This window comes from Mesorhizobium hawassense, assembly GCF_003289945.1.
In the GTDB taxonomy this organism is placed as follows: domain Bacteria; phylum Pseudomonadota; class Alphaproteobacteria; order Rhizobiales; family Rhizobiaceae; genus Mesorhizobium; species Mesorhizobium hawassense.
Genome location: NZ_QMBP01000014.1, coordinates 1 through 24,323 on the forward strand (window position 1 = coordinate 1; position 24,323 = coordinate 24,323).

26 protein-coding genes are annotated in these 24,323 nt (G+C 63.6%); 7 read left to right on the top strand and 19 right to left on the bottom strand.

What is annotated here, in order from left to right; translation table 11 throughout:
• From DPM33_RS24835 to DPM33_RS24850, 4 genes are all read right to left on the bottom strand, one after another.
• The coding region (locus DPM33_RS24835) for a leucine zipper domain-containing protein (protein WP_146770280.1) at window positions 1-207 on the bottom strand (207 nt) is incomplete at its 3' end.
• Between the two features lie 419 nt (window positions 208-626).
• A complete protein-coding gene (locus tag DPM33_RS24840) occupies window positions 627-1,490 on the bottom strand; it encodes a class I SAM-dependent methyltransferase (protein WP_112100048.1) in 864 nt (287 codons plus the stop codon).
• Between the two features lie 76 nt (window positions 1,491-1,566).
• On the bottom strand, window positions 1,567-2,382 hold the full coding sequence (locus DPM33_RS24845) for an oxidoreductase (protein WP_112100049.1): 816 nt from the start codon (window positions 2,380-2,382) through the stop codon (window positions 1,567-1,569).
• A gap of 74 nt (window positions 2,383-2,456) precedes the next feature.
• A complete protein-coding gene (locus DPM33_RS24850) occupies window positions 2,457-3,350 on the bottom strand; it encodes an NAD(P)/FAD-dependent oxidoreductase (protein WP_112100050.1) in 894 nt (297 codons plus the stop codon).
• A 131-nt stretch (window positions 3,351-3,481) separates the two neighbouring features.
• Here DPM33_RS24850 and DPM33_RS24855 point away from each other — a divergent pair, with 131 nt between their 5' ends.
• Window positions 3,482-4,168, top strand: a complete 687-nt coding sequence (locus DPM33_RS24855) for a TetR/AcrR family transcriptional regulator (RefSeq protein ID WP_112100051.1) — start codon at window positions 3,482-3,484, stop codon at window positions 4,166-4,168.
• Window positions 4,169-4,283: 115 nt separating this feature from the next.
• On the opposite strand, the gene DPM33_RS24860 is transcribed toward DPM33_RS24855, so the two are convergent.
• Complete coding sequence (locus tag DPM33_RS24860) at window positions 4,284-4,841, bottom strand: SH3 domain-containing protein (RefSeq protein ID WP_112100052.1); 558 nt, start codon at window positions 4,839-4,841, stop codon at window positions 4,284-4,286.
• A gap of 270 nt (window positions 4,842-5,111) precedes the next feature.
• Between DPM33_RS24860 and DPM33_RS24865 the strand changes: the two genes are divergently transcribed.
• A complete protein-coding gene (locus DPM33_RS24865; protein WP_112100053.1) occupies window positions 5,112-6,113 on the top strand; it encodes a 2-hydroxyacid dehydrogenase in 1,002 nt (333 codons plus the stop codon).
• A 15-nt stretch (window positions 6,114-6,128) separates the two neighbouring features.
• Here the strand turns inward: DPM33_RS24865 and DPM33_RS24870 are convergent, their stop codons facing one another.
• The 11 genes from DPM33_RS24870 to DPM33_RS24920 form a co-directional block, all read right to left on the bottom strand.
• Window positions 6,129-6,542 carry an aconitase X swivel domain-containing protein gene (locus DPM33_RS24870; RefSeq protein ID WP_112100054.1) on the bottom strand — a complete coding sequence of 138 codons (414 nt, stop codon included), beginning with the start codon at window positions 6,540-6,542 and terminating at the stop codon, window positions 6,129-6,131.
• A complete protein-coding gene (locus DPM33_RS24875) occupies window positions 6,539-7,792 on the bottom strand; it encodes an aconitase X (protein ID WP_112100055.1) in 1,254 nt (417 codons plus the stop codon). The genes DPM33_RS24870 and DPM33_RS24875 overlap by 4 nt, the downstream gene beginning before the upstream one ends.
• Window positions 7,789-8,277: a GNAT family N-acetyltransferase gene (locus DPM33_RS24880; protein WP_112100056.1), complete on the bottom strand. Its 489-nt coding sequence runs from the start codon at window positions 8,275-8,277 to the stop codon at window positions 7,789-7,791. The genes DPM33_RS24875 and DPM33_RS24880 overlap by 4 nt, the downstream gene beginning before the upstream one ends.
• A gap of 4 nt (window positions 8,278-8,281) precedes the next feature.
• Window positions 8,282-9,037, bottom strand: a complete 756-nt coding sequence (locus DPM33_RS24885) for a molybdopterin-synthase adenylyltransferase MoeB (RefSeq protein WP_112100209.1) — start codon at window positions 9,035-9,037, stop codon at window positions 8,282-8,284.
• A 147-nt stretch (window positions 9,038-9,184) separates the two neighbouring features.
• Window positions 9,185-10,345, bottom strand: coding sequence for a DNA replication/repair protein RecF (recF, locus tag DPM33_RS24890; RefSeq protein ID WP_112100057.1), 1,161 nt, complete (start codon window positions 10,343-10,345; stop codon window positions 9,185-9,187).
• A 138-nt stretch (window positions 10,346-10,483) separates the two neighbouring features.
• Window positions 10,484-11,602, bottom strand: coding sequence for a DNA polymerase III subunit beta (gene dnaN / locus DPM33_RS24895; protein WP_040994017.1), 1,119 nt, complete (start codon window positions 11,600-11,602; stop codon window positions 10,484-10,486).
• A 200-nt stretch (window positions 11,603-11,802) separates the two neighbouring features.
• Window positions 11,803-13,353 (bottom strand): chromosomal replication initiator protein DnaA, encoded by a 1,551-nt coding sequence (dnaA, locus tag DPM33_RS24900; RefSeq protein ID WP_112100210.1) that lies wholly within the window; start codon window positions 13,351-13,353, stop codon window positions 11,803-11,805.
• 836 nt (window positions 13,354-14,189) lie between these two features.
• Complete coding sequence (gene rpsT / locus DPM33_RS24905) at window positions 14,190-14,456, bottom strand: 30S ribosomal protein S20 (RefSeq protein ID WP_040985913.1); 267 nt, start codon at window positions 14,454-14,456, stop codon at window positions 14,190-14,192.
• Between the two features lie 225 nt (window positions 14,457-14,681).
• Window positions 14,682-15,455 (bottom strand): enoyl-CoA hydratase, encoded by a 774-nt coding sequence (locus DPM33_RS24910; RefSeq protein WP_112100211.1) that lies wholly within the window; start codon window positions 15,453-15,455, stop codon window positions 14,682-14,684.
• Window positions 15,456-15,499: 44 nt separating this feature from the next.
• Window positions 15,500-16,390 (bottom strand): bifunctional DNA-formamidopyrimidine glycosylase/DNA-(apurinic or apyrimidinic site) lyase, encoded by an 891-nt coding sequence (gene mutM / locus DPM33_RS24915; protein WP_112100058.1) that lies wholly within the window; start codon window positions 16,388-16,390, stop codon window positions 15,500-15,502.
• Window positions 16,374-17,621, bottom strand: a complete 1,248-nt coding sequence (locus DPM33_RS24920) for a phosphopentomutase (protein WP_112100059.1) — start codon at window positions 17,619-17,621, stop codon at window positions 16,374-16,376. The genes mutM and DPM33_RS24920 overlap by 17 nt, the downstream gene beginning before the upstream one ends.
• 160 nt (window positions 17,622-17,781) lie before the next feature.
• Between DPM33_RS24920 and DPM33_RS24925 the strand changes: the two genes are divergently transcribed.
• Window positions 17,782-18,693, top strand: coding sequence for a phosphate/phosphite/phosphonate ABC transporter substrate-binding protein (locus DPM33_RS24925; RefSeq protein ID WP_245442361.1), 912 nt, complete (start codon window positions 17,782-17,784; stop codon window positions 18,691-18,693).
• A 4-nt stretch (window positions 18,694-18,697) separates the two neighbouring features.
• Here DPM33_RS24925 and DPM33_RS24930 read toward each other — a convergent pair whose 3' ends face one another.
• From DPM33_RS24930 to DPM33_RS24940, 3 genes are all read right to left on the bottom strand, one after another.
• Window positions 18,698-19,309: a TadE/TadG family type IV pilus assembly protein gene (locus DPM33_RS24930; protein ID WP_112100212.1), complete on the bottom strand. Its 612-nt coding sequence runs from the start codon at window positions 19,307-19,309 to the stop codon at window positions 18,698-18,700.
• A 38-nt stretch (window positions 19,310-19,347) separates the two neighbouring features.
• The gene (locus DPM33_RS24935) at window positions 19,348-19,941 is read right to left on the bottom strand and encodes a TadE/TadG family type IV pilus assembly protein (protein ID WP_112100061.1); all 594 of its coding nucleotides are present in this window, start codon (window positions 19,939-19,941) and stop codon (window positions 19,348-19,350) included.
• Between the two features lie 142 nt (window positions 19,942-20,083).
• Window positions 20,084-20,506: a pilus assembly protein N-terminal domain-containing protein gene (locus DPM33_RS24940; RefSeq protein WP_112100062.1), complete on the bottom strand. Its 423-nt coding sequence runs from the start codon at window positions 20,504-20,506 to the stop codon at window positions 20,084-20,086.
• A 360-nt stretch (window positions 20,507-20,866) separates the two neighbouring features.
• Here DPM33_RS24940 and DPM33_RS24945 point away from each other — a divergent pair, with 360 nt between their 5' ends.
• The 4 genes from DPM33_RS24945 (at window position 20,867) to DPM33_RS24960 (ending at window position 24,314) form a co-directional block, all read left to right on the top strand.
• The gene (locus tag DPM33_RS24945) at window positions 20,867-21,046 is read left to right on the top strand and encodes a Flp family type IVb pilin (protein WP_095765933.1); all 180 of its coding nucleotides are present in this window, start codon (window positions 20,867-20,869) and stop codon (window positions 21,044-21,046) included.
• 161 nt (window positions 21,047-21,207) lie between these two features.
• On the top strand, window positions 21,208-21,726 hold the full coding sequence (locus DPM33_RS24950) for an A24 family peptidase (protein WP_112100063.1): 519 nt from the start codon (window positions 21,208-21,210) through the stop codon (window positions 21,724-21,726).
• Window positions 21,727-21,954: 228 nt separating this feature from the next.
• Window positions 21,955-22,767: a Flp pilus assembly protein CpaB gene (gene cpaB / locus DPM33_RS24955; protein ID WP_112100064.1), complete on the top strand. Its 813-nt coding sequence runs from the start codon at window positions 21,955-21,957 to the stop codon at window positions 22,765-22,767.
• Window positions 22,764-24,314 (top strand): type II and III secretion system protein family protein, encoded by a 1,551-nt coding sequence (locus DPM33_RS24960; RefSeq protein WP_112100065.1) that lies wholly within the window; start codon window positions 22,764-22,766, stop codon window positions 24,312-24,314. The genes cpaB and DPM33_RS24960 overlap by 4 nt, the downstream gene beginning before the upstream one ends.
• Window positions 24,315-24,323 lie beyond the last annotated feature (9 nt).

Sequence of the window (24,323 nt, forward strand, 5' to 3'; positions counted from 1 at the left end):
GCCCGGCATGACGGTGGGCCGCGACGAGCGGTCGGCCATGCCTTTGCTGCCTTCGGCCTTGTAGCGCTCGACCCAACGCGCCACGATCTTGGCCGACACACCATACGTTCGCGCCGCATGGGCTTTGGAAAAACCGCCTTCTATCACCGCCAGCGCCATCTCCTCTCGACGCAGCGGCGTGAGACGGGCATTCTTGTGGATGTTCATTCGGATCCTCCGACGAGCGCTGAAGCCTGGTAACTCCAGTCTCCTCGGTCCGGTCCGAATGGACAACCTCCTGAAAGCTCACACCTAGGCCGCGTGCTCCATAAACCCCGCGCGACGCACGCCATGTCCGCTTTGCCGCCGCAGCGCGGCCGAGTTCCTGCGGCAGCGCAATATGTCGCGATGGGCCAGTCCGGACCAGACTGGATTATCGATACAGGCCGCTTTCTGGCGCATCGAATATCGTGGGTATTCTCACCTCCGCGCGGCCATGTCACGGCCGAATAGGTAGGTTTCCAAGAAAGTCCCCGTGCAAGCCATATCCCGCATTATTCACCAAATATCGATCGGCGCAGGCTCCTCCCGCTGACGGGCCAAAGACGCCCCATCCACCGAGCGGGTGTCTCCGCCGTTAATCCCTGTCAGCTTGCCGGATTGCGCGCGGTGACGATCCACGCCGCACCGTCGATCATCACGAACCGCTGGCCGGGACGGTCCGCGAAGGCGGCACGAACCGCGGCCGAGGCGCGGGCGCGTATGTCGTCGGGCTGATCAGCGAGCGTACGCGCCAGCGGGCCGACCTCGAGCGTCATCTCCACCGCGTCGTCGATCGCCGCGTCCCGCGTCGCTCCCTCGCCAAACGGGACGGAAGCATCGAAGGGCGAGATAGCGATATTGGTGAAGCCCGCCGCCGTCAGGATGCGCGCCACCCGGCCCCGGTCGCCGAACGAGAACGGGCCGGGTGCTTCGGGTTCGGGCGGCGCGGTCGGCGGAACGATGCCTTTAAGTGCGCCCATCGGCAGGCGCATCCAATCGTTCTCGGCCACGCCGCGCCAGCAGACGAAAGCGACCCGCCCGCCCGGCTGGAGGGCGCGGCGGATATGGGCGAACGCCCGCGTCGGATCGTCGAAGAACATCACCCCGAAACGCGAGAACAGGATGTCGAAGGCGCCCTCGGGCAACTCGGCGCTGCTGGCGTCGGCCACTCGGAACAGGGCCGGCGTATCCTGTGGCGCAAGGGCGCGCGCCCGGTCGATCAACGGTTCGGATATGTCCACGCCCAGCACTTGGCCAAGCCGGCCAACGAGGGCGGCCAGTGCCAAACTCGACGCGCCCGCGCCGCAGCCGACGTCCAGCACGCGCTCGCTCGTCGCAGGCGCGGCGGCTTCGATCGCGGCTTGGCCGAACACCGCTAGCATGGCGTCGAGCCGGGCCTGGTGGGCGACCCAGCGTTCCCCGCTTTGGTCATTCCAATCGGCGACCCGATCGGCATCGTACTGTGCCATGACATATCCTTGTCGTGAGGCGCTCTTAACTAGGCTCTCCCTCCGGCTGCGAAACGAACGCCGGTTGATCCTTGCATCAGACCGGCAGCCCGAACCGCTTTCGTAGGCTCTTGTCGAATGCGGAAGCGGCGACGAAACGGCGCAGAAAGCTGATCTGACGCGCCGTTTTCCCGGCCGTATAGCGCCTCTTCGGAGCCGGATCGGTCGCAGCCGCCAACACGGTCTGGGCTACTACTTCGGGCGCATCGCCTTTCTCCATCTCCTTCCGTACCGCTCCATTCATGGCTGCGCGCGCCATGTCATAAATGGCCAGGAACTGGTCCGGCTTCGCGAGGTTCTCTTCGAAGGACGTGCGGGTGTAGGCGGGCTCGACCAACGACACGCGAATTCCGAACGGGCGCAGTTCATGGTCGAGCGATTCGGAATAGCCTTCAACGGCATGTTTGGTCGATGAATAAAGCGCGAAAAAGGGACCCGGGATGAACCCCTGCACCGAGCTCAGATTAACAATTCTGCCCTTTCCTTGGCGTCGCATTGTCGGCAATACCGCATTGGTCACGCGAAAGACGCCGAAGACGTTCACGTCGAACAGTGCCTGCGCCTGAACCGTCGAAGACTCCTCCGCGGCGCCGAGCAGGCCCATGCCGGCATTGTTGACGAGCAGGTCGATGCGGCCTGCTTCGGCAAGGACCCGCTCGACCAGTTTCGCCACGGACTCATCGTCGGTAACGTCACAGGCCAGCATAGTAAAACCGTCGGATCTCTTCGCTGCGGCGCGGCGGCTGGTTCCGAACACTCGAAAGCCCGCATTCCGCAAGGCTTTGGCGGTGGCAAGACCGATGCCGGAGGATGCGCCGGTCACCAGGGCGACGCCAGGACTGGTCTTATTCATGAGGCCCACTTCCCTTGCTTTAGATTGGAGCGCCGCCGCTGGGTTGGCCAATTGGGACCGGAGAAACTCTGCTCTCAAGTCAGCATCGACTGCTGGGCGAAGATGCCCGCCATCGCGCCTTGCCATGATGCCGTGGTGACCGAGGGTATGAGGGGGTTGGTGAGGTCCCCGGCGGCATAGACGCCGGCCATGCTGGTTTCACGGCGCTCGTCGACCTTGAGGACGATGCCGAGAGGTGTATCGAGCGTGGCGAGGCCCAGTGATTCATGCAAGCTTGCGGACGGCTTGTTGCGCGGATGCGCGAACAGGATGTCGACAGCCACATCGGGGCCGGTATTGAGCCTGACGGTGGCACTATGGTCCCCGTGATGGGCGATTTCGGCGATCCGGCCGTCAACGATAGGTGTGTTGCGACGCTCCAGATCGGCTCGGATATCGGGTGGAATGTCGTGACCATCGGAGAAGACCGTCAACCTGTCGGTCCAATCGTGGAACAGCCTGACCTGATTTTGCGACTGCGGGCCGGACCAGACGAGGCCCCAATGCTGGCCGGCGACTTCAAAGCCGTCGCAATAGGGACAGGGCACGATGGACGTGCCCCAGCCTTCGGCAAAGCCCGGCACATCAGGCATCTGGTCGGTAATGCCATAGCTTAGGATCAGCCGGCGCGCCTTTAGGCTTTCGCCATCGCCAGTGAGGACGGAGAAATCATCGATGCCGCCGGAGACGCTGTCGGCCCGGGCATTGACCAGCCTGATCGCTGGATAACGCGCCAACTGCCGCCGCGCCTCGGCCAGGATGTCGAGCGGCGGCTTGTGATCGTGGCCGAGCAGACCATGCGAGCGGCCGGCGAAGCGATTGCGCGGCAGGCCTGTATCGAGAACGGTGACCTTGCGGCGGGCACGGCCTAGCTGCAGGGCGGCGGCGAGTCCGGCAAAGCTGCCGCCGATAATGATGACGTCATCCATGGTGATGGGCTCCGTGTTGTTGATGGAGGGGCGCGGCTGGGTCCGGTTGAAGCCTATCCATTGGCTTGCACATTTTAGGAACTGTGTGGTATCGTAATTCAATAATTAGGATACCGTCAAGGACTGGAATTGTGGTAACCGGGAAAAACACCCAGGCCCGGCGCGGCCGGCCCGCCAACGAGGCGCTTGGACAAAGGATCGTCGACACGGCGGGCGAACTTTTTGCGGAACTGGGTTTTCAAGCGACGACATTGGACAAGGTCGCCCAGCGGGCGAAGATATCCAAGCTCAGCATCTATCGGCACTTCGAGAACAAAGAGGCGCTGTTTGGCGCGGCGTTTGCTGCCCGCTGCCAGCAATTAATACCACAGGCCCTTTTTGAAGGCGTCGAGGGTTCGGCCCAAGATCAGCTCATGGCGGTGGGGTCATCACTGCTTCGCACGCTGTTGCGCCCGGATGTCCGCAATGTCGAAGCCATGGTCATGGCCGACATGACGAGTCAAAAGTCGTTGAGCAAGCTTCATTACGAAGCCGGTCCCGCCCATATCATCGCCCAAATCGAGGCCCTGTTGCGTCAGTTGCACGCGAAGGCGGTTCTGAATGTGCCCGATCCTCTCCAGTCCGCCCGCTTGTTTGCCGCGCTTTTCAAAGGCTCCGATCTTCTGATTATCGCACGCTTCGATGAGGCCAGAGCAGAGGACGACAACGAAATCGAATCCTATTGTCGGTCGGCCGTCGCCATGTTTATCGCCGCGCACGGTGGCAACGACCACGCGGGAGGATATTCGCCTGCCTCCAGGTCAAAAGGCAAAATTTGAATCGTGCGTGACCGAGTAGGCCAGCAGGTCAAGGCAGGCTAGCAGATCAGGAAAATTGAGGTGTCGGCGAACTCGCGTCAATCAGGATATGGCTGCGCCTTAGTGAGTCCACGCCTCAGTTCTTGAACTTCTCGCCGGGGTATGCGCCCCACACCTGCGACTGGGCCATCCAGCCGGTATGGCCGTCGAAGGTCATCTCGCACCATTGGCCGTCGCATTTCTTGATCGAGCCGATCACGCCCGGCTCGATGATGGCGACGACACCGGCGTCCTTGTCGGGCTCGTTGAGCAGGTTGACCTGCCCGCCCTTGCCGCGCTGCCAGGGCGCGACGATCGCGGTGCGGCGTCCGGACAGTAGCGACTGGTTGATCCAGCCTTCCGACCCATCGGCATCGCGCACGCGCCGCCAGGTGTCGAATTCCTGGATGATTTCCATCGGCAGGCCGGCCTTCATGTACATCCAGTTGACCGAATAATTGGCGCCAGGGCCGACGCGTGAATTGACGCGGGCCGGCTTCAGGCTGACGAATCGCGGCAGTGGCAGGCCGCTCGGGCCGAGCGTTATCGTCTGCGCCGGCGCGGCCGCGCTCTGCGCGAATGCCTGCGGCGCGCAAAGGAGTGCGCCAACAATGGTCGCGCTGAGGGCCAGGCGAAGCGACGCGAAACCAGACACTTTCGTTCCTTTCGGCGCCGGTCCGTCCGGATGAGCGCCCCTTTTTCTTTGTCTTCGGCGACACCGCTTGTTACAGGAGTGGGCTGATGCCGCGACTGGTTACAAGTTTCGCCGGTCTTGGTTAAAGAGGTCTCAACGAGATCGGTTTCGAGAGCATGATCCCGAAAAGTGGGAACCGGTTTTCGGAAAAGATCATGCTCCAACAAAGAGTAGGATCAGGAAGACGATTCGACCAAACGTCATCCTGATCGAGGAAGCTTCGGGGATAAAATGGCAGGCAAAAAACGGCCCCTCGTCGTCATCACGCGCAAGCTGCCCGATCCGGTCGAGACCCGCATGCGCGAATTGTTCGACGCGCGGCTGAACGTCGAGGACCGGCCGATGACGCAGCCGGAGCTGGTCGCGGCGGTCAAGGAAGCCGACGTGCTGGTTCCGACCATCACCGACCATATCGATGCCGCGCTGATCGCCCAGGCCGGCGAGAACCTCAAGCTGATCGCGAATTTCGGCAATGGCGTCGACAAGATCGACGTCGCGGCAGCGGCCAAGAAGGGCATCACCGTCACCAACACGCCGAATGTGCTGACCGAAGACACCGCCGACATGACCATGGCGCTGATGCTCGCCGTGCCGCGGCGTCTGGCCGAAGGCGCCAATGTGCTGACCGGCGAGAAGAAATGGGCCGGCTGGTCGCCGACCTGGATGCTCGGCCGGCGCATCTGGGGCAAACGCCTGGGCATCGTCGGCATGGGCCGCATCGGCACGGCCGTCGCCAGGCGGGCAAAGGCCTTCGGCCTGTCGATCCATTATCACAACAGGCACCGCGTGCTGCCGGCGGTCGAGGAGGAGCTGGAGGCGACCTATTGGGAAAGCCTCGACCAGATGCTCGCCCGCATGGACATCATCTCGGTCAACTGCCCGTCGACGCCGGCGACGTTCCACCTGCTATCCGGCCGCCGCCTGGCGCTGATGCAGCCCTCGGCCTACATCGTCAACACCGCGCGCGGCGACATCATCGACGAGGAATCGCTGATCAAGCTCATCCACGACGGCAAGATCGCCGGCGCCGGTCTCGACGTCTACGAGCACGAGCCGGCGCTGAACGCCAAGCTGTTGAAGCTTGCCGCCAAGGGCAAGGTGGTGCTTTTGCCGCATATGGGCTCGGCCACGCTCGAGGGCCGCATCGACATGGGCGAGAAGGTGATCATCAACATCCGCGCCTTCTTCGACGGCCACCGCCCGCCGGACCGCGTCCTGCCGCTCAGGACCTGAAAAGGTCAGCCACTGTCAGATGCCGGTGGTGACGGCGCCGTCCATGGCGACCCTTACGGCGGATCCACGATAGGTCTCGAACGCGCCACGTTCGAGCCGCACCGCCATCGGCGTTTCCCAACCCATCTCCCGGGCGACGATCAAACCGAGCAGCAGAATGGCGTCCGGCTCGTGCATCACCAGGGCGGCAGGCGCTCGGCCGTTGTGCACGAGCTCCATCAGCACCGCCGAAGCCGATGAGGAGCCGATCGTGCCCGGCAGGAACAGCACTTTGCCGGCGATGATCTCGCCATGCTGCGGGTGGCGAACGTCGGCGATGCGGCCGGTCCTGGGGTCGACGCCGCCCCAGAAGCTGATCGGCGCCGTAAGCACCAGCGCCTCGCCTTCGCCCGCCTTGCCGGGCACCAGGATTTCGGCTGGAGCGCTCATGCCGGGATCTCCGTAAAGACCGGCCTGCCAAGGACCGCGCTTTCGACGCAATCGGCAAGCGAGGCGTAAAGCACCGAATAGCCGGTGTTGCCCGGCGCGTAATGCGCGAACTTGCCCGAATTGGTCATCAGAACGCCGTTGCCGAGGTCCGGCATGATCGGCGTCACCACCACGCAGGTATCGGTGACGATGACGACGCCGCGGGCTTCGAGCCTCTTTCGACCACCGTCCCGCTCCAGCAGGGCAAGAGCGTGGCGGCCGGTGCAGGCGTAGATCGGCACTGCAAGTCTGCGTCCGGCGATCAGCCGCTCCAGGCTGTCGAATTCGACAGACGACAAATGCGGGCTGCCGATCGCCACCGCGTCTATGGTTTTGGCGGAGGCGGCAGTCGACAGGCCGGCGCGCGCCTTCGCCGCCATCTGAGGCGTCACGCGGATGACGGCCTCCGGTTCCGGCTCGGCCAGAATGGTTTCGACGTCAGGGGCCTCGGGTGTCACGCCGGCAATGTGAAACAGGCCGACCGCGCCGGACGATGCTGCGGCCGCGCCGAAGGCTTTCAACGCGTCCTCGCCGGGATGGCCGGCGACACCAGTGACGACACCGATCGCATAGCCCACCTCGCGGCCATAGAGGCTGCCCAGAACGGGCCAGGCGATTTCCGAGGCAAGGAAGGACGGCGACAGGTTGGAAACGTCGAACACGAGCCGCGCGCGGCGGTTGTCAGGCCGATGCAGGCCGTAATCCGGCGCGCGGCCAGTGATGGCGCAGGCAATGTCGAGAAAATCGCCATAGCGGTTGGTGCGGGCGCCCAGCACCGAATTGCAGAAGACGACCGCGTTGGACTCGCCCCAGGCCACGTCGCTGCCCTGTGCCGGCCTGTGTCCGGCCTGATAGGGGGCGCAGGTCCAGCTCTGCTCGCAGCCGAGCTTGCGATAGGCCTCCATCATCCGCCGCGCCATGCCGCGCTGCGGCTCTTCCAGGCGGATGCGCGAGCAGCCCATCAGGTCGAGCGCCCCGACATTGAGCGTCGAGCGCACCACGACCTTGGCGCCGCCTTCGACCAGCCTCTCGGCGAACAACGTGCCGGAATCGCCGTGGTAAAGCGCACCGTCGATATGGGTGGAGGCGATCGGGATGAGCCGTGGCGCGCCGAGCAGGCGGGCGCTTTCGGCCACGATGCGCATCGCCATGCCTGCACCGTCCTGGCCGGCGGCGATCGCCTGTTCCTGCGGGCTGAGTGCGAGGCTCAAGACAGCACCTTGCGCATGGTGATTGAGGTCGGCCGGTCATAGCCTGCATGCGCCGTGCGCTCGGTCTCGCGAAAGCCCAGCCGGGCGAAGGCTGCATGGTTTGCGGTCAGTTCGATGCGGGTCTGAAGCTCGATCGCATCCTTGCCGCGCTCGCCGGCAAGATCCTCGACCGCCCGCATCAGCAGGGTGCCGATGCCTTTACCCTGCAACTCCGGCTCGACCGAGAGCTTGCCGACATAGAAATCCCGCGCTCGCTCCAGCGCGAAGATGCAGCCGACGACGCGGCCGTTCTCGATCGCCAGAAACCCGGTCTCCCGCTTCGCCTTCTCGCCAAGGCCGTCGGCGGTCAAAAGATGCGCCGATGACGGCGGGTCGATGACGCCGTCCATATAAGCGAAGGCGCGCCGGATCAGCGCGAGCAAATCGTCCCATTGGCCGAAATCAGGAGGAAGGCCGACGATGGAGATGCCGACGGTCTGGTCCATGCGCTCAGACGGCCTTGTAACGGATGGTGTCGAAGCGGGCCGTGAGCCCATCATAGAGCAGCAGCCGGCCGATCAAGGGCTCGCCAATGCCGGTGATCAGCTTGATCGCTTCCATAGCCTCGAGCGTGCCGATCACGCCAGTCAGCGCGCCGACGATTCCGGCAACGGCGCAGGACGGCACCAGCCCTTCGGGCGGCGCTTCCGGGAACAGGTCGCGATAGCCGGGGTTGCGCTTGCCGTCGGCGCCTGTCTCGAACGGCTTCAGCACCGTTATCGAACCGTCGAAGCGGCCGACGGCGGCGGTGACGAGCGGCTTTCTCTCACTGGCGCAGGCATCGGCGGCCGCATAGCGCGTCTCGAAATTGTCGGAGCCGTCGACGACGACATCGTAGCGGGCGACGAGGGCAGGGGCGTTCTCGTCCGTCAGCCTCAGGCGATGCGATTCCACCGTGACGTTGGGGTTGATGCGCATGATCGCCGCCGCGGCGCTGTCGGTCTTGGCCATGCCGATCGTGTCGCCGCCATGGATCACCTGCCGCTGCAGGTTGGACAGCGAAACCGTGTCGTCGTCGACGATGCCGAGCGTGCCGACGCCGGCGGCGGCAAGATATTCCAGCACCGGCGCGCCGAGCCCGCCGGCGCCGATAACCAGCACCCGTGCCCGTTTCAGCTTCTGCTGGCCCGGGCCGCCGATCTCTGGCAGCACGATGTGGCGGGCATAGCGTTCGAGCTCTTCGTCGGTCAGGGCGGCACTGGTCATGGCCGAACCATATCGCCGGCGCAGGGGCTTGTCATGCACATGCAAGGCGCAGCCTTGTCATGCAGCAAGGCGCGGCTTTGTCCCGCAGCGCGAGTACGGGCAAGGCGAAGCCTTGTCCCGCGGATTAAGCGCGGGGCTCTCCAAAAGTCAGCTGGTCGTTCCAACGCTGCCATGATCGACCGTCAGAAACTGCGCCCGCCCGGCTAGACTGGAAAACAGGGCCGCATCCGTGCCGGTCATGAACGCCTGGCAGTTCAGTTCCTCGAGGATGGAGAACAAAGCCGCGCGCCGGCCCGCGTCGAGATGCGCGGCGATCTCGTCCAAGAGCAGGATCGGCGTCAGGCCCGACATCTCGCCGGTCAGCCTGGCATGCGACAGCACGATGCCGACCAGCAGCGCCTTCTGCTCCCCGGTCGAGCACAGTTCAGCCGGCATCGACTTCGGCCGGTGCCGCACCACGAGATCGGAGCGATGCGGGCCGTCCAGCGTGCGGCCGGCGGCGCGGTCGCGCTCGCGGCCGTTGGCAAGCGAGCGGCGGAAGCGTTCTTCGACGTCGACAGCCGCTGCAATGGCGACCTCGCTCTCCAGATCGCCGGCGAGGCTGATGTCGGCCTGCGGAAACGGCCCGCTGCCTGGCAATCTATCGATCATGGCGGCAAGCAACCGCACCAGCTCGGCCCGGGCCGCCGCGATCGCCACCCCGGTCTCGGCCATCTGCGTCTCGATCGCGTCGAACCAGGCGCCGTCGCGAGAGCCTTCCGTAAGCAGTCGGTTACGGCCGCGCATGGCTTTCTCGTAGTCGAGCGCGCGCTGGCCGTGGCCTGGGTCGATCGCCAGCACCAGCCGGTCGAGGAAGCGGCGCCGGTCGGCCGCTGGTCCGGGAAACAGCCCGTCCATGGCCGGCGTCAGCCAGACGATCCGCAGCCATTCGAGCATATCCTCGGCCGATCGCGCCGGCGCGCCGTTGATCCGCACCTTCCTGCCGCCTTCTCCTGCGGCATCGCCGCCGGAGATGCCGGTCCCGATCTCGACCTGTCCCTCGGGTCCGTCGATGCGCGCATGCAAGGCGAAGCCGCCGTCGCCGCCCTCGCGCGCCACATCCGCGTAGGGCGCGCGGCGCAAGCCCCGGCCCGGCGTCAGGAACGAGATCGCTTCCAGGAGATTGGTCTTGCCGGCGCCATTGTCACCCGACAGCACCACCGCGCCGGGCGCAAGGTCGAGCGACAGCGCCGCGTAATTGCGGAAGTTCGTAAGCGTTAACTTACTCAGGTAGCTTTGCTGTCGAAGCTGTTTCGCATCCGCGGTCACGGCGACACATCAGGCTCGCTAGAGCAATTCCGGGAAAAGTGCACGGCGGTTTTCCGTCCGGAATTGCGACAGGCAAAAGCGCAATTCCGGGAAAAGTGCACGGCGGTTTTCCGTCCGGAATTGCGTCGACAAAGAGACCTAGACCCGCATCGGCATCAGCACGTAGAGCGCGGTCTCGTCGGCCATATCGTGGATCAGCGTCGGCGAGCCGGCATCGGCCAGCATGAACTTGGCTTCCGAACCGGTGAGTTGGGCCGCGACGTCGAGCAGGTATTTGGCGTTGAAGCCGATCTCGATCGGGTCCGACGAATAGTCCGCCGCCAGTTCCTCGGTGGCGCTGCCCGAATCCGGGTTGTTGACGGCCAAAGTGAGCTGGCCGTCATTGATGGACAACTTCACGGCCCGGCCGCGTTCGGAGGAGATGGTCGACACGCGGTCGACCGCCGCGGCAAAACTCTGGCGATCTATGATCAGCTTCTTGTCGTTGCCGGTCGGAATGACGCGCTGATAGTCGGGGAAGGTGCCGTCGATCAGCTTCGAGGTCAAAACGACGCTGCCGATGGTGAAGCGGATCTTGGTGTCCGACAGTTCCGTGGTTACCGCCACATCCGGATCGTCGACCAGCTTCTGCAGCTCGCTCACGGTCTTGCGCGGAATGATGATGCCCGGCATGCCTTCGGAGCCTGCCGGCGCGTCGATCTCGGCGCGCGCCAGGCGGTGTCCGTCGGTCGCTACCGAGCGCAGCTTCAATTTGCCGCCAACCTCATGGGTGTGCAGGAAGATGCCGTTGAGATAATAGCGCGTCTCCTCGGTGGAGATGGCGAATTGGGTCTTGTCGATCAGCCCCTTGAGCGCCGCCGATTCCAGCCGGAAGATATGCGAGAACGAACCGGCCGAAAGCTCCGGGAAGTCGGATTGCGGCAGACACTGCAGGCGAAAGCTCGAGCGGCCGGAGGTGACGGTCATCGCATTGCCGTCTTCGTCCGTCTTGAGCATCACCTCGGCGCCGTCGGAAAGCTTGCGCACGATGTCGTAGAGCAGATGCGCCGGCACCGTCGTCGCGCCGCCGCGTTCGACCTTGGCCGGCGTCGCCTCCGTCACTTCGAGGTCTAGGTCGGTAGCCTTCATCTCGAGGCTGGCGCCCTCGGCGCTGAGCAGCACGTTGGACAGGATCGGAATGGTGTTGCGCCGCTCGACCACGCGGTGGACGTGGTTGAGGGACTTCAGGAGATTTGACCGTTCCAGGATAACACGCATGACGAAACAGGCTCGCTTCAATGAATGAGCGGGTTACCAGGGAGCGGCATCCCGCGAAAGCTCTGAAAGGCTTCAGAATCTCCGTAAACTGACAGTAAAAAGCCCGCAAACGCAAGCCCGCGCCACCGGTTCCGGCCGGTTGCGCGGGCTTTCTGGGGATAAAGCCGACGAAGCTCGTCGCCGGCTATTTTGGCGCCCGCTCAGGCCTGGTCGTTGATCAGCCTTCTCAGCAGCTCGAGTTCCTGCGCCAGCGTGTTGTCGCCGCCCGAAAGGTCCTCGATCTTGCGCACCGCATGCAGTACGGTCGTGTGGTCGCGGCCGCCGAAGCGCCGTCCGATCTCCGGCAGCGAGCGCGGCGTCATCACCTTCGACAGGTACATCGCCACCTGCCGCGGCTTGACGATGGTGCGCGTGCGACGGTTGGACAGAAGTTCTGTCTTCGACACATTGTAGTGCCGCGCCACGATGCGCTGGATGTCTTCGATGCGCACCCGCTTCGGCTCGCCCGAGCGGTAGATGTGGCCGAGGATCTCGTCGATGCGGTCGATGGTGATCTGCGGTTCGAAGGACTGGCGGAACAGAAGCTGGTTGAAGGCGCCTTCGAGCTCGCGGCCACTGCCGGTCACCGTGCGCGCGACATGGTCCAGGATCTCGTCCGAGATGTCGAGCGAGGTGTCATCGGTCTTGGCGGTGGCGCGGCGCAGCTTCAGCATGCCGAGCCGCATGGCGAAATCCGGCGCCGACATTTCCAGCGCCACGCCGCCATTGAGGCGCGAACGCACGCGTGGCTCCAGCGATTCCAGTTCCGACGGCGGCCGGTCGGCCGCGACCACGACCTGCTTGGCGCTGTCGAGCAGCATGTTGATCAAATGGCAGAACTCGTGCTGGATCGACTTGCCCTGCAGGAACTGCATGTCGTCGATGATCAGGAGATCGATGTCGCGCAGTTGCTCCTTCAGCGTCAGCGCATTGTTGTCGCGGATCGCGGTGGCGAAGCGCCACATGAAGTACTCCGCCGTCAGATAGACGACGCGCGACTTCGGATTGTGCCGCAGCGATTCCGCCGCGATCGCCTGCAGGAGGTGCGTCTTGCCGAGCCCGACGGTCGCATGCAGGAAAAGCGGGTTGAAACGCACCGCGCTCGACTGCGATTCCGCTACGGCCTTCGCCGCCGCGAAGGCCACCCTGTTGGACGGTCCTTCGATGAAGGAAGCGAAGGTGTAGCGCGGGTCCAGTGGCGACCCCAGCACATTGTGGCGGAACTCCGGTTCCGCGGAAGCGCCCTGGCGGGGCGCCGGCGCCCGCTGTTCCACCCGTCCGGTGCTCGCGGTGCCGTTGGCGAGCGCGGTGTGCGTCTGTTTGGTCATCATCTTGCGCGCCGGCGCGATTTCCGGCTCGACAGGGTTGCGCCCCTGGCGCGTCGCGGTGCGCACGACGATCTCGATCTTGAGGACCTCCGGATCCTCATGCCGCCACAGCTCGGCGATGAGCTCGAGATAATGGCCGTTGATCCAGGACCGCAGGAAGGCTGTGGGTACGGAGATGCGGACAATGCCGCGGGAGGCCTCCGCGACCTTCATGCGACCGAACCAGCTCGAATAAACCTCGGCCCCGAGACGCGCCTTCAGCTGGGTCTTGACCCGTTCGAACTTCTGTTCCGCGTCGTTGGATGCCGCCACGCCGTCCCCTCCGGCAAAAGTTGCTGGAAATGGGAGTTCGCCCGCTATCTCCCTTTCAATGCCGCTCTGCATCATCAAGTCCTTCGCTCTCGTACCTCGTTCCACCGGGAGTGCGCCTCCTGCACTCTTGATCCGGCGACCTCATTGTTGTTTGCCACCGCCGCCGCCGGTGATGGCAAACAACTTCGCGCAAGGAACCGTTGCCGGCTCTGCCAAGCCGGCTTGCTGAGCACATCAAGACAATACGATACCGTCCGGCAAAACCGCCGGCGCGACCTCGACTGCCATGTACAATTACGCCAGTCCCCTACCCGCACCGAAGAGACAAACCAAGCCATACGCGGAATTGCTCCACGTCATGAATTCTGCCATTTTTTGCTGGCCGATTCAGGCTGGGTCAGGGGCCAAGAGCCCGTCCCTTCGATGGATGGACATTACCGAAATCGCTGTGGATAGGGCAAGGCCGCGTCTAACGGATTTTTAACGAATCTGGTTACCGAGTTGGGTTTGAAATCGGCTGCCGCTGCGGCACGTTTTGACAAAGCCATTGTGATTCAAACCCTTTTCCGGCGAATATGAAAAAGGCCGCCCGAAACGAAATATTTTGAAATAATTCTCTTGACAGCTACTTCTCCCCCGCGGCCCGGCAATGAGTTGAACAAGCTGTGGATGACCGCTTGTAAGCCTTTGAAAAAGATGAAGATTTTCTGACAGGGGAATTTGGGCAACTGCCGCAGCGGAGGCGCGCAGATATAAGCGGCGCTGTATATGCCGGCAAAACATTAGCGGCATTGGAATCGCGTCACAAGTGCAGCTTGCGAGCAAACTTTTTAAGTACTTGCCGGCAAACGAAAAAACCCGGCCTGTACGGCCGGGTTCAGTATCGATGGAGTGAAAGAGGGAGTCGGTCAGGCCGACAGCGTCTTGACCCGCTGCGCCAGCCGCGAAACCTTGCGGGAAGCCGTGTTCTTGTGGACGACCCCCTTGGTGGCGGCGCGCATCAATTCCGGCTCCGCGGCCTTGAAGGCTTCGACCGCCGCGGCCTTGTCGCCGGCGGCCAGCGCCTCTTCGACCTTGCGGACATAGGTGCGCACGCGCGAGCGGCGGTTCTTGTTGACCGCGGCGCGGCGGGCGATCTTGCGCGTAGCCTTTTTGGCCGAGGAAGTATTGGCCATGATGCCTCTCTTCTGATCTGGTGAACGCCAGCGATGTCGCGGGGCGCAAAAAACAAACGGGCAGCCACGGGCCGCCTCGGTTGGTGCGGCTTATAGTTCAGCTTTTCCGGCGCGTCAACGCCGCTTTGCGGTCTTTTTGGAAGCCCGATGCGTGTCGCCGCAAAAGTGCAAGCGGCTTCGGGCAAGTGACACGCATCAAGAGAAATTCACCTCCGCGCGACGCACTCAGCGATTGGTGAAATTGGGCTTCCGCTTCTCGACGAAGGCGGCCATGCCTTCTTTCTGGTCGTCGAGCGCGAACAGCGAATGGAACAGGCGGCGCTCGAAGCGCAGCCCCTCGGCGAGCGTCGTCTCGTAGGCGCGGTTGACGGCCTCCTTGGTCATCATGACCGAAGGCAGTGAGAACTCGGCGATCTTCGCCGCCGCCTTCAGCGCTTCCTCGAGCAGCTCGGCCACCGGCACCACCCGCGAGACCAGTCCGCAGCGCTCGGCTTCGGCAGCGTCCATCATCCGCCCGGTCAGGCACATGTCCATCGCCTTCGACTTGCCGACGAAGCGGGTTAGTCGCTGCGATCCGCCCATGCCAGGCATGACGCCGAGCGTGATTTCGGGCTGGCCGAATTTTGCGTTGTCGCCGGCGATGATGAAGTCGCACATCATGGCCAGCTCACAGCCGCCGCCGAGCGCATAGCCCGCGACCGCCGCGATGATGGGCTTGCGCGCGCGGGTGAGTTCCTCCCAGCCGACGAAGAAGTCCTGTGTGTAGGCGTCTACGAAGGCGATCGCCTGCATTTCCTTGATATCGGCGCCGGCGGCGAAAGCTCTTTCCGAACCGGTAAGCACCATCGCGCCGATGCCGGCATCGGCATTGAAAGCGTTCACCGCCGCCACGACTTCCGCCATCACTTGCGAATTCAGCGCGTTGAGCGCCTTCGGCCGGTTGAGCGTGATCAGCCCGACCTTGCCGCGTGTCTCCACGAGAATGGTTTCATAGGTCATGGCGTTCATGTCTCCTCGCTTCTCTTGGGCGAGACCGGTCTAGCTCACCGCTGACAGGTCCGGCAATAGAAGGTCGAGCGGCCGCTTTGCACGATGCGTTCGATATGGCCGCGGCAGTCCGGCTTCGGGCATGGCTCCCCTTCGCGATCATAGACCGCGAAGGAATGCTGGAAATAGCCGAGCGATCCGTCGGCCTGGACATAGTCGCGAAGCGACGAGCCTCCGGCGGCGATCGCATCGGCGATCACCGAGCGGATCGCCTCGGCAAGGCGCTCGCTTTGCTCCTTCGCCTTCTTGCCCGAACCGCCAAGGGTGCCGGCTTCGCGCAGCGGCGACAGGCCAGCGCGCCACAAGGCTTCCGCCACATATATATTGCCGAGCCCGGCGATCAGCCGCTGGTCGAGTAGCGCCGCCTTGAGCGGCGATCGGCGATCCTTCAGCAGCGAGGCGAGCAGGGGGCCGTCAAGCGCATTGCCGGTTGGCTCGATGCCGAGCCCCGCCAGCATTGGGTGGGTGTCCGGCGCTCCTTCGGCAAACAGCATGAAGCCGAAGCGGCGCGGGTCGTTGAAGATGACGCGCGATGGCTCACCTTTTTCCGAGACGACGTCGAACACGACATGGTCGTGCGCGGCACTTTTCGAACGTTCGTGATGGAAGGTGCCGGGCGTGTCGCTGCTGCCTGCGGCCTCGACTCTGAACGATCCCGACATACCGAGATGACAGATCAGTATCGGACCGTTTTCGATATGCATCGTCAGGTATTTCGCGCGCCGGCCAAGTGCCGTCACGGTCTTGCCGGTAAGCCGCTGCGAAAAGCGCGCGGGAAAAGGAAAGCGAAGGTCGGGCCTGCGCGTCTCGACCTTGACGAGCCGCGCCCCTTCCAACACCGGCTGCAGTCCGCGCCGGACGGTTTCGACTTCAGGCAGTTCTGGCATGGCCGCCTATCGTTGGAAGGAAGGAAGTGCCATGACGGCCAGGCGCCAGGCCGAGGTGATCCGCGACGGTCTCGCCGATATCGGCGAAGCTTGGCCGCAGCCCGAGGTCGCCGCCCTTCAGCCCCGGGCCTAGGCCGATCACCGGAATGCGCTCGCGGGTGTGGTCTGTGCCGCGCCAGGTCGGGTCATTGCCGTGATCGGCGGTGAGGATGAGAAGATCGCCGGGTCTGAGCCGCGACAGCGCCTCTGGCAGCCGCCGATCGAAAGCCTCGAGCGCGGCCGCATAGCCGGCGACGTCGCGCCGGTGGCCGAACTCGGTGTCGAAATCGACGAAATTGGCGAAGACCAGGTCGCCTTCGCCGGCGTCGTCCATGGCGCCGAGCGCCTTGTCGAACATCGCCATGTTGCCGCCGGCCTTGCGCACCTCGGAGATGCCGCGATGGGCGAAGATGTCGCCGATCTTGCCGACGGCGATGACCTTGCTGCCGCGGCCGGTCAGCCGGTCGAGCAGGGTCTGCTCCGGCGGCGGCACCGCATAGTCGCGGCGGTTGTGGGTGCGCTGGAACGTGGCGAGTGTCTCACCCACGAAGGGACGCGCGATCACCCGCCCGATCTTCAAGGGGTCGACCAGCCGGCGCACCGTCAGGCAGAGCGCGTAAAGCCTGTCGAGGCCGAAATGCGTTTCATGCGCGGCGATCTGCAACACGGAGTCCACCGAAGTGTAACAGATCGGCCTACCGGTGCGGATGTGCTCCTCGCCGAAGCGCTCGATGATCTCGGTCCCCGGTGCATGGCAATTGCCGAGGATCCCCGGCACCTTGCCCTCGCGGATGATCGCGTCGGTCAGCTCGGCCGGAAAGGCAGGTACCGTGTCGGGGAAATAGCCCCAGTCGAAGCGCACCGGCAGGCCGGCGATCTCCCAATGGCCGGAGGGCGTGTCCTTGCCGCTCGACACTTCCTGGGCGGCGCCATGGAAGGCTGAGGCGATCAACGGTGTATCGATGCTTGCTCTCACTCCGGTTGCGGTTTGCGCTGCCCGGCCAAGCCCGAGCGACATCATGTTGGGCACGGCAAGCGGCCCTTTGCGCAAATCTTGCCGATCGGCGCGACCATCGGCGCAGGCCTGAAAAATATGTCCGAACGTGTCGGCGCCGGCATCGCCATAGCGTTCGGCGTCGGCCGCGCCACCGATGCCGAAAGAATCGAGAACGAACAGGAAAGCGCGCGCCATGGGTATCATTGTTGTCAGTGTTGGCTGCCAGACATAAGGTTCGTCGGGGGTGTTGGCAATTCGGAAACCAAACCGCAACCGCTTCGCGCCATAGTTGCGGCGAGACGCGGATCCGGCGGGGGGCAAGGCAAGTATGGCGAGGCGCGGCAAAACCGCGGCAGTGCAGGTCGCGAAGGTATGCGCGGTCGCTCTCGCGGCGTTCGGCGCGGCCTCTTGGCCCGCTCGCGCCGACTGGCGTGACGATATCGGCACGTTCCGCATCGGTATCGTCGCCGAGCCGGGCGGTGGCAACACGATTCCCGGCCTCGCCCGCCTGACGGACGCCTATGCCAATGCGCTCGCCATGAAGGTCGAATTCGTCGTTGCCCGCGACTATGCGGCGCTGATCGAGGCGCAGGCGAGCGGGCGCGTGCAATACGCGGTCTATTCGGCGCTCGCCTATGCCACGGCCTCGGAGCGCTGCGGCTGCGTCGAGCCGCTGGTCGCGCCCGTCGACGCCGACGGTGCCGTCGGCATCCGTTCCGTCCTGGTGACGCGCGACGGCAGGCTCCCCGACCTTGCGGCAATCGCTTCGCGCCGGATCGCGATGGCGCCGGCCGGAAATGTCGGCGGCGCGCTGCTGCCGCTGGCGGCGTTGTCGGCCGAAGGCGTCAAGATCACGCAGGATTCGCCCTTCCTGGCGCGCGCCGTTTCGGCCACGGCGGCCGAGAGGATGCTGAGCGGCGGCGAAGCGGACGGCCTGTTCGGTTGGGAGCCGGCCGATGCCAACGGCCAGCCCACCCATACCGACGGCACGGTCGCGCGGCTGGAGGCTGCCGGCATCCCAGGCGCGTCGCTTCGGGTGTTATGGACTTCGGGCCTGTTGCGCTACGGCCCGCACGCCGTCCGCAGCGATCTCGATCCGGAGGCAAAGCGCCGGCTGACGGTTTTCCTGACCAATCTCAAGTCCCAGACGCCTGACGTGTACGACCTGCTGGAATCGACGCATTCCGGTGGCTTCGTGCCGGCCGCGCCGAAGGACTATGCGATGGCTCTGGCGATCGTGGAACGGGAAACTGCCGGAAAGGAATAAGCTGTCAGCAGTCGCTGCAGGGGATCGTCGGGCTCCGGCGGGGCCGCAGGTAATAGGTTTCGCTCATCGATATGTTGCTGAAAGCGGAGGTCAGCCCGAGCGTCTGCGAATTGCTGGCGGACCAGGTGATGATCGGTTTATAGCCGAGGTCGCTTTCCACGCGCACGAGGAAGGTGTTGCGGATTTTCAACGTCGCCGGCACCGTGGCGATGCTGCCCACGGCCGCGTCGGCGCTGTAGGTGGTGCCCACCACCTTGCGTGACCATGCCACCTGTACTTTCGGCGTTGCCTCGTCAGTGATCTGGATGGCAGTGATGATGATCGACGGCGTGGAGCGGTTATAGGGCTGCAGCGTCGACGTGCCGATCTGCATGATCGCATCGAGGTTCGCCTTCACGACCGTCTGCTGTTGCGTGACGAGATCGGCCACCATGCTGCCGATGCGGCTCACCTTCTTGCTGGTCTCGATGGCCTGCGAGGCTTCCATCGTGATGAAATACATGATCAGCAGCACCGGCACGATAAAGGCGAACTCGATCGCCGCGACGCCGCGGCGGTCGCGGCAAAACCGCTCCACCTTCGCCGAAATCCCCCGGAGTGCCCCCGCACTATGCATATCGTCCTCCACGCCGCGGCCTTGGCCGTCGGCCAGTCTCAATTGTCGTCGAATGGTTCGTTCTGCCAGGTCACGGATGCAAAATGCAGCGTGTTGCCATCCTTCAGATTGGCCATCGACTTGGCGAGGAAATCGGTCATCACGGGCCATTTGTAGAACACCCGCAACATGTTGATCGACTCCGCCAACCCCGGCGAAACCGTGAAGGTCATCGAGTTGGTGCCTTGCACCAGCACGATGTCGCCGTTCACGATCTTGAAGCCGGCCGTGGCGGCGTCGGCGAAGGTCGGATATTCGCGCAGGTCCACCAGCAGTCCCGGGCAGCCCTGAGCCACCATGATCTCGAGCCTGCTGCAGATCAGCTGCTTGATGGAAGCTTCGGTGACGTTCGTCTTCTGCAACTGTCCGGTCCGCAACTGGCGGGCGACGTCGTCGGTGACGTTGGCCATCACCTCCTGGCCGGCGAACGAAATGCAGCTCTCGAGGATGGCGAAGACGAGAAGGGCGAACGGAATGGCCAGCATCGCGAATTCCATCGCCGTGCTGCCGCGCCTGTCACTGAAGAAGCCGGGGCGGGGTTTGGCACGCGCCTTGCGGTCCGTGCCGTTGCCGGATGTGGCATCCTTGGTCATTTTATGTTCCTGCCGATCCCCATTTCGGTACCGGCGGCGAGGTTAGCGAAAACCCATTGAGTTCCGGTTTGGATGATCGTTAAATTCGTCGGGCAAGCCTTAAGCTGTCTTTAACGCCTGCGGGTTCCGCCCTCGCTGGGGCTCAGTGCCCGGCGCTCATTTCAGATTCGGAGGCCTTCTCGGCCTCGCTCTTGAACGCGCTCTCGCAATAGGGCGTGCAGGACATGGTTTGGACCTCGGAGCGCCTGTAGATGCGCACGGAGGACGCAGCTTGCCGCACCACGGTCACCTGTTCATCGATGATCGGGCTGCCGTCGGAGTCGAGCACGACGAGATTGGTGACGCCAAAGCCCTTGCCGGTGAGGACGATGGTCGAGGCATCCTGAACCGAGGCATCGGCGATCGCCGGATTGCCGATGACGACCGTGTCGGCCCCGCGCGACAATTTTACGATCTTTGCCTGGTTCATGGTGACTTCTATGCCCGCGCCGGCGCTGGCCGGCATGACCAAGGCGGCAGTTGCCAGCAGCGCGGCGGCAGAAAACAGCGATCTCGGCAAGGTCATTGAAGCGCTCCCGGCGGGCAGATTCTTCAACGGAACATGAACGAGATTGGTGAACCAACGGTTAAACAGGGTCTGTCGATGATGAAGGATCGGCTTGACCCATGCGTCATGCATCGATGCTACCCGCAGTTTTAGCAATATTGCGGGAGCCGCCGGTTTGCGCCGTTTTGCTGGGGTCACAGGCTGGCCGACAATGCTTAGGCGGCGGTTAACCACACAACGCGTTCACCACGGGAAAGGAATCGGTAAGGCTGTTTATTAAGCCGATTGAAAGGGCTTCTCCCTAGATTTGCAGCATCCGATCAACCCGCAAAGAGAAGTTGACGGAAGTGCTGTAACACGTGGAGTAGGAGCTCTCGAATGTCTAATCTCATTGCACGTTTTGTGAAGGACGAATCCGGCGCGACCGCTATCGAATACGGTCTGATCGCCGCTCTCATCGCGCTCGCCATCATGGTCGGCGCTACCCAGCTCGGCGGCGCGCTGAACGCCAAGTTCGCGAACATCGCCGCCACCCTCAACGGCGCCACGGCTCCGTAATAGGCCGCGGTATCGCGCCTTTTCGACAGTAAGAAAAAGGGCCGCCATTCGGCGGCCCTTTTTCATTGCGGTCGGCCGATTTTGCTCGTCCGGCCTCATCGATCGTTAATCCAGCGCGCCTAGGATATCGCTGGAAAACCTGCCACAGGCACGCCGCATCCATGCTTGAAGCCGTGATCTTCGTCGTCTTTCCTTTCTGCATGCTGTTTGCTGCGGTCTCGGACACCTTGTCGATGACGATCGCCAACCGCGTTCCCGTGCTCTTGGTGGCGACCTTCGCGCTTGTCGCGCCGCTCACCGGGATGGACTGGGCAACCTTTGGCTGGCACTTTGCCGCGGGCGCTCTGGTGCTTGCGGTGACGTTCGGCCTTTTCGCGCTCGGCGGCATGGGCGGCGGCGACGCGAAGCTTCTGGCCGCGACCGCTCTATGGATGGGCCTCAACATCAACCTGATCGGTTATCTGGTGACGTCGGCTTTCATCGGAGGCCTGTTGACGGTCGCAATCATTGCTTACCGGAAATCGCCGCTGGCCACGTATACCGGCCACAGCCGATTTCTGCGCAATTTCGCCGACGAGAGCGTGGGCGTCCCCTATGCCGTCGCGCTTGGCGCCGGCGGACTGATTACTTTCCCGGATTCGCCGCTGATGGTCTGGGCGCTGCAGAGGCTCACGACCTAGGCTTGACGACATCGATGTCGGCGATCCCGGGCGGTATAGCCGCCTTTTTGTTGGATCCGAAGGCGGCCTAGCCGCCTTTTTTGTTAACGGCCGGGCCGTTCGATCTAATTTGAGTAAACCTTAAATTAATCACGATCGTAAGCATTGCATTAACCTTGTTTTGACGATTGCGGCTGCAAAGTCCGGCCTGGCGAGGTGGTTTGCCACGAGGCGAAGGGTTTCGGACGAATGCCAGCATCCCGATTGATTATTCTCAGCGTGGCTGCGGTCGCGGCGGGTGGCGCGGGTTATGTCGCGAAGAACATGGTCGTTGCGCCGCCGCCCCAGGTCGTCGTCAATGCGCCCACGCAGCCGGCCATCGCGCTGCAGGACGTGCTGGTGCTTTCCGGCGACGTGCCGATGGGCAGCCAGCTCGGCACCAACATCAGTTGGGAAGAATGGCCGGCGGACGGCGTCAATGCCAATTTCATCACCCGCGCCGCCGAACCGGACGCGGTCGAAAAGCTCAAGGGCTCCGTTGCGCGCGTGGCTATGTATACGGGCGAGCCCTTGCGCCGCTCGAAGCTGGTCGGCGAGGGGCAGAGCTTCATGTCGTCGATCCTGCCTTCCGGAATGCGCGCCGTAGCGACCGCGATATCGGCCGATACGTCCGCCGGCGGCTTCATCCTGCCCAACGACTTCGTCGACGTCATCATGACCCGCCGAGCCGACACCGGCAATGGCGGCAGCGGCTTCAACACCGAGACGATCCTCAAGAACATCCGCGTGCTGGCCATCGACCAGACCATCCAGGAAGACGAGGAAGGCAAGAAGACCAGGGTCGGCCAGACCGCGACGCTGGAGCTGACGCCGCAGCAGGCCGAGATCATCACCGTGGCGCAGCAGATGGCGGACCGCCTGACGCTGGCGCTGCGCCCGATCACCGACATCCATGAAAAGATTACGGACGAGGCCGACTATCTGGTCAACGGCAATGGCCGGCGCGGAACGGTGCGACTGATCAAGTCGGGTGAGGTTTCCGAGGTGGGAGCAAGGAAATGAGGCTGAACGGTAAACTGCTCCCCTTCCTGGCGGCCGGCGCGATCGGCCTGTTCCTGCTCGGCACCAACGCTCCGGGACTGGGCGAAGCCAAAGCCGCAAGCGCCGGCGTATCGGCTTCCGTTGCCACGCAGCGCGTCAAGCTCGGCCTCAACAAGTCCGTCGTCATCGACCTCCCGAGCGACGCTTACGACATCCTTGTCGCCAACCCGGCGGTTGCCGATGCCGTGACCCGCACGGCGCGGCGGATCTATTTGTTCGGCAAGGCGGTCGGCGAGACCAACATCTTCGTTTTCGGCCCCAATGGCGAGCAGATCGTCAGCCTCGATCTCGCCGTCGAGCGCGACGTCGCCGGGCTGGAGGATTATCTGAAGCGTTTCATCCCGTCCTCGCAAATCAAGGTCGAGCTGCTGAACGACAACGTCGTCCTGACAGGCATGGTCGACACGCCGCTCGATGCCAAACGCGCCGTCGATCTGGCAACGATCTTCGTGTCCGGCGGTGAAGCGACGACGGGCCAATATTCGCAAACCGCCGCCGGCGGCTCCGTCAATGGCGGCGTCGACATCAACAACCCCGACCAGGAACGCAGGGTCTCGAAGATCGTCAACCTGTTGCAGATCATCGGCGACGATCAGGTGACGCTCAAGGTGACCGTCGCCGAGGTCAGCCGCTCGGTGATGAAGCAGCTCGGCGTCAATATGGTGGGCAACGGCAGCGCCAATGGGATTTCCTATGGTACAGCCAGTTCTCCGGCCTATGGATTGGGCAAGCCGCTTTCGTCGACATCCGGGCTGCTTTTGGGTGACGGTCTCGGCAACGGCATTCAGGCCTACATCAATGCAATGGAGCAGAGCGGCGTCATGAAGACGCTCGCCGAACCGACCCTCACCGCCGTCTCTGGCGAAAAGGCGACGTTCAAGGTGGGCGGCGAGTACAACCTCGTTACCGATCGCTCGAGCAACGTCTCGACCGACAACCAGACGGGTCAGACCACCTACACCAACCAGAAGATCGAATATGGCATTGGCCTGGAGTTCCAGCCCGTCGTGCTGTCGGCCGGCCGCATCAGTCTCAAGGTCAGAACGGCCGTTTCGGAGCCGACCACTGAAGGTTCGTCAACCGCTGCAGGTGGCGGCAATGGCGCCGTGACATTGCCAGGCACCACATTCTTGTCGATCCGCAAGAGACTTGCCGACACCACTGTCGAACTGCCGTCCGGCGGTTCCATGATGATCGCCGGCCTGGTTCGCGACGACGTGCGTCAAGCGGTCGCCGGATTGCCGGGTCTGGCCAAGATACCGGTGCTCGGCACGCTGTTCCGTAGTCGCGATTTCGTCCGCAACGAGAGCGAACTCGTCATCATCATCACGCCATATCTGTCGCGGCCGGTGGCGCGCAACGACCTGGCCAAGCCGGATGACAACTTCAACGCGGCCAGCGACGGCGCTGCCATGTTCCTTGGCCGCGTCAACCGCGTCTACGGCACCATGCAGACCGACAGGCCGCCGGGTCGCTATCACGGCGTCGTCGGTTTCATCTACAAATGAGTGGGAATG

What these genes read in the sequence shown, in the direction of transcription:
- DPM33_RS24840 (WP_112100048.1), bottom strand. Translation starts at nt 1,490, where the DNA reads ATGGCACAGTACGATGCCGATCGGGTCGCCGATTGGAATGACCAAAGC.
- DPM33_RS24845 (WP_112100049.1), bottom strand. Translation starts at nt 2,382, where the DNA reads ATGAATAAGACCAGTCCTGGCGTCGCCCTGGTGACCGGCGCATCCTCC.
- DPM33_RS24850 (WP_112100050.1), bottom strand. Translation starts at nt 3,350, where the DNA reads ATGGATGACGTCATCATTATCGGCGGCAGCTTTGCCGGACTCGCCGCC.
- DPM33_RS24865 (WP_112100053.1), top strand. Translation starts at nt 5,112, where the DNA reads ATGGCAGGCAAAAAACGGCCCCTCGTCGTCATCACGCGCAAGCTGCCC.
- DPM33_RS24870 (WP_112100054.1), bottom strand. Translation starts at nt 6,542, where the DNA reads ATGAGCGCTCCAGCCGAAATCCTGGTGCCCGGCAAGGCGGGCGAAGGC.
- DPM33_RS24880 (WP_112100056.1), bottom strand. Translation starts at nt 8,277, where the DNA reads ATGGACCAGACCGTCGGCATCTCCATCGTCGGCCTTCCTCCTGATTTC.
- DPM33_RS24885 (WP_112100209.1), bottom strand. Translation starts at nt 9,037, where the DNA reads ATGACCAGTGCCGCCCTGACCGACGAAGAGCTCGAACGCTATGCCCGC.
- dnaN (WP_040994017.1), bottom strand. Translation starts at nt 11,602, where the DNA reads ATGCGTGTTATCCTGGAACGGTCAAATCTCCTGAAGTCCCTCAACCAC.
- dnaA (WP_112100210.1), bottom strand. Translation starts at nt 13,353, where the DNA reads ATGCAGAGCGGCATTGAAAGGGAGATAGCGGGCGAACTCCCATTTCCA.
- rpsT (WP_040985913.1), bottom strand. Translation starts at nt 14,456, where the DNA reads ATGGCCAATACTTCCTCGGCCAAAAAGGCTACGCGCAAGATCGCCCGC.
- DPM33_RS24910 (WP_112100211.1), bottom strand. Translation starts at nt 15,455, where the DNA reads ATGACCTATGAAACCATTCTCGTGGAGACACGCGGCAAGGTCGGGCTG.
- mutM (WP_112100058.1), bottom strand. Translation starts at nt 16,390, where the DNA reads ATGCCAGAACTGCCTGAAGTCGAAACCGTCCGGCGCGGACTGCAGCCG.
- DPM33_RS24920 (WP_112100059.1), bottom strand. Translation starts at nt 17,621, where the DNA reads ATGGCGCGCGCTTTCCTGTTCGTTCTCGATTCTTTCGGCATCGGTGGC.
- DPM33_RS24930 (WP_112100212.1), bottom strand. Translation starts at nt 19,309, where the DNA reads ATGCATAGTGCGGGGGCACTCCGGGGGATTTCGGCGAAGGTGGAGCGG.
- DPM33_RS24935 (WP_112100061.1), bottom strand. Translation starts at nt 19,941, where the DNA reads ATGACCAAGGATGCCACATCCGGCAACGGCACGGACCGCAAGGCGCGT.
- DPM33_RS24940 (WP_112100062.1), bottom strand. Translation starts at nt 20,506, where the DNA reads ATGACCTTGCCGAGATCGCTGTTTTCTGCCGCCGCGCTGCTGGCAACT.
- DPM33_RS24945 (WP_095765933.1), top strand. Translation starts at nt 20,867, where the DNA reads ATGTCTAATCTCATTGCACGTTTTGTGAAGGACGAATCCGGCGCGACC.
- DPM33_RS24950 (WP_112100063.1), top strand. Translation starts at nt 21,208, where the DNA reads ATGCTTGAAGCCGTGATCTTCGTCGTCTTTCCTTTCTGCATGCTGTTT.
- cpaB (WP_112100064.1), top strand. Translation starts at nt 21,955, where the DNA reads ATGCCAGCATCCCGATTGATTATTCTCAGCGTGGCTGCGGTCGCGGCG.
- DPM33_RS24960 (WP_112100065.1), top strand. Translation starts at nt 22,764, where the DNA reads ATGAGGCTGAACGGTAAACTGCTCCCCTTCCTGGCGGCCGGCGCGATC.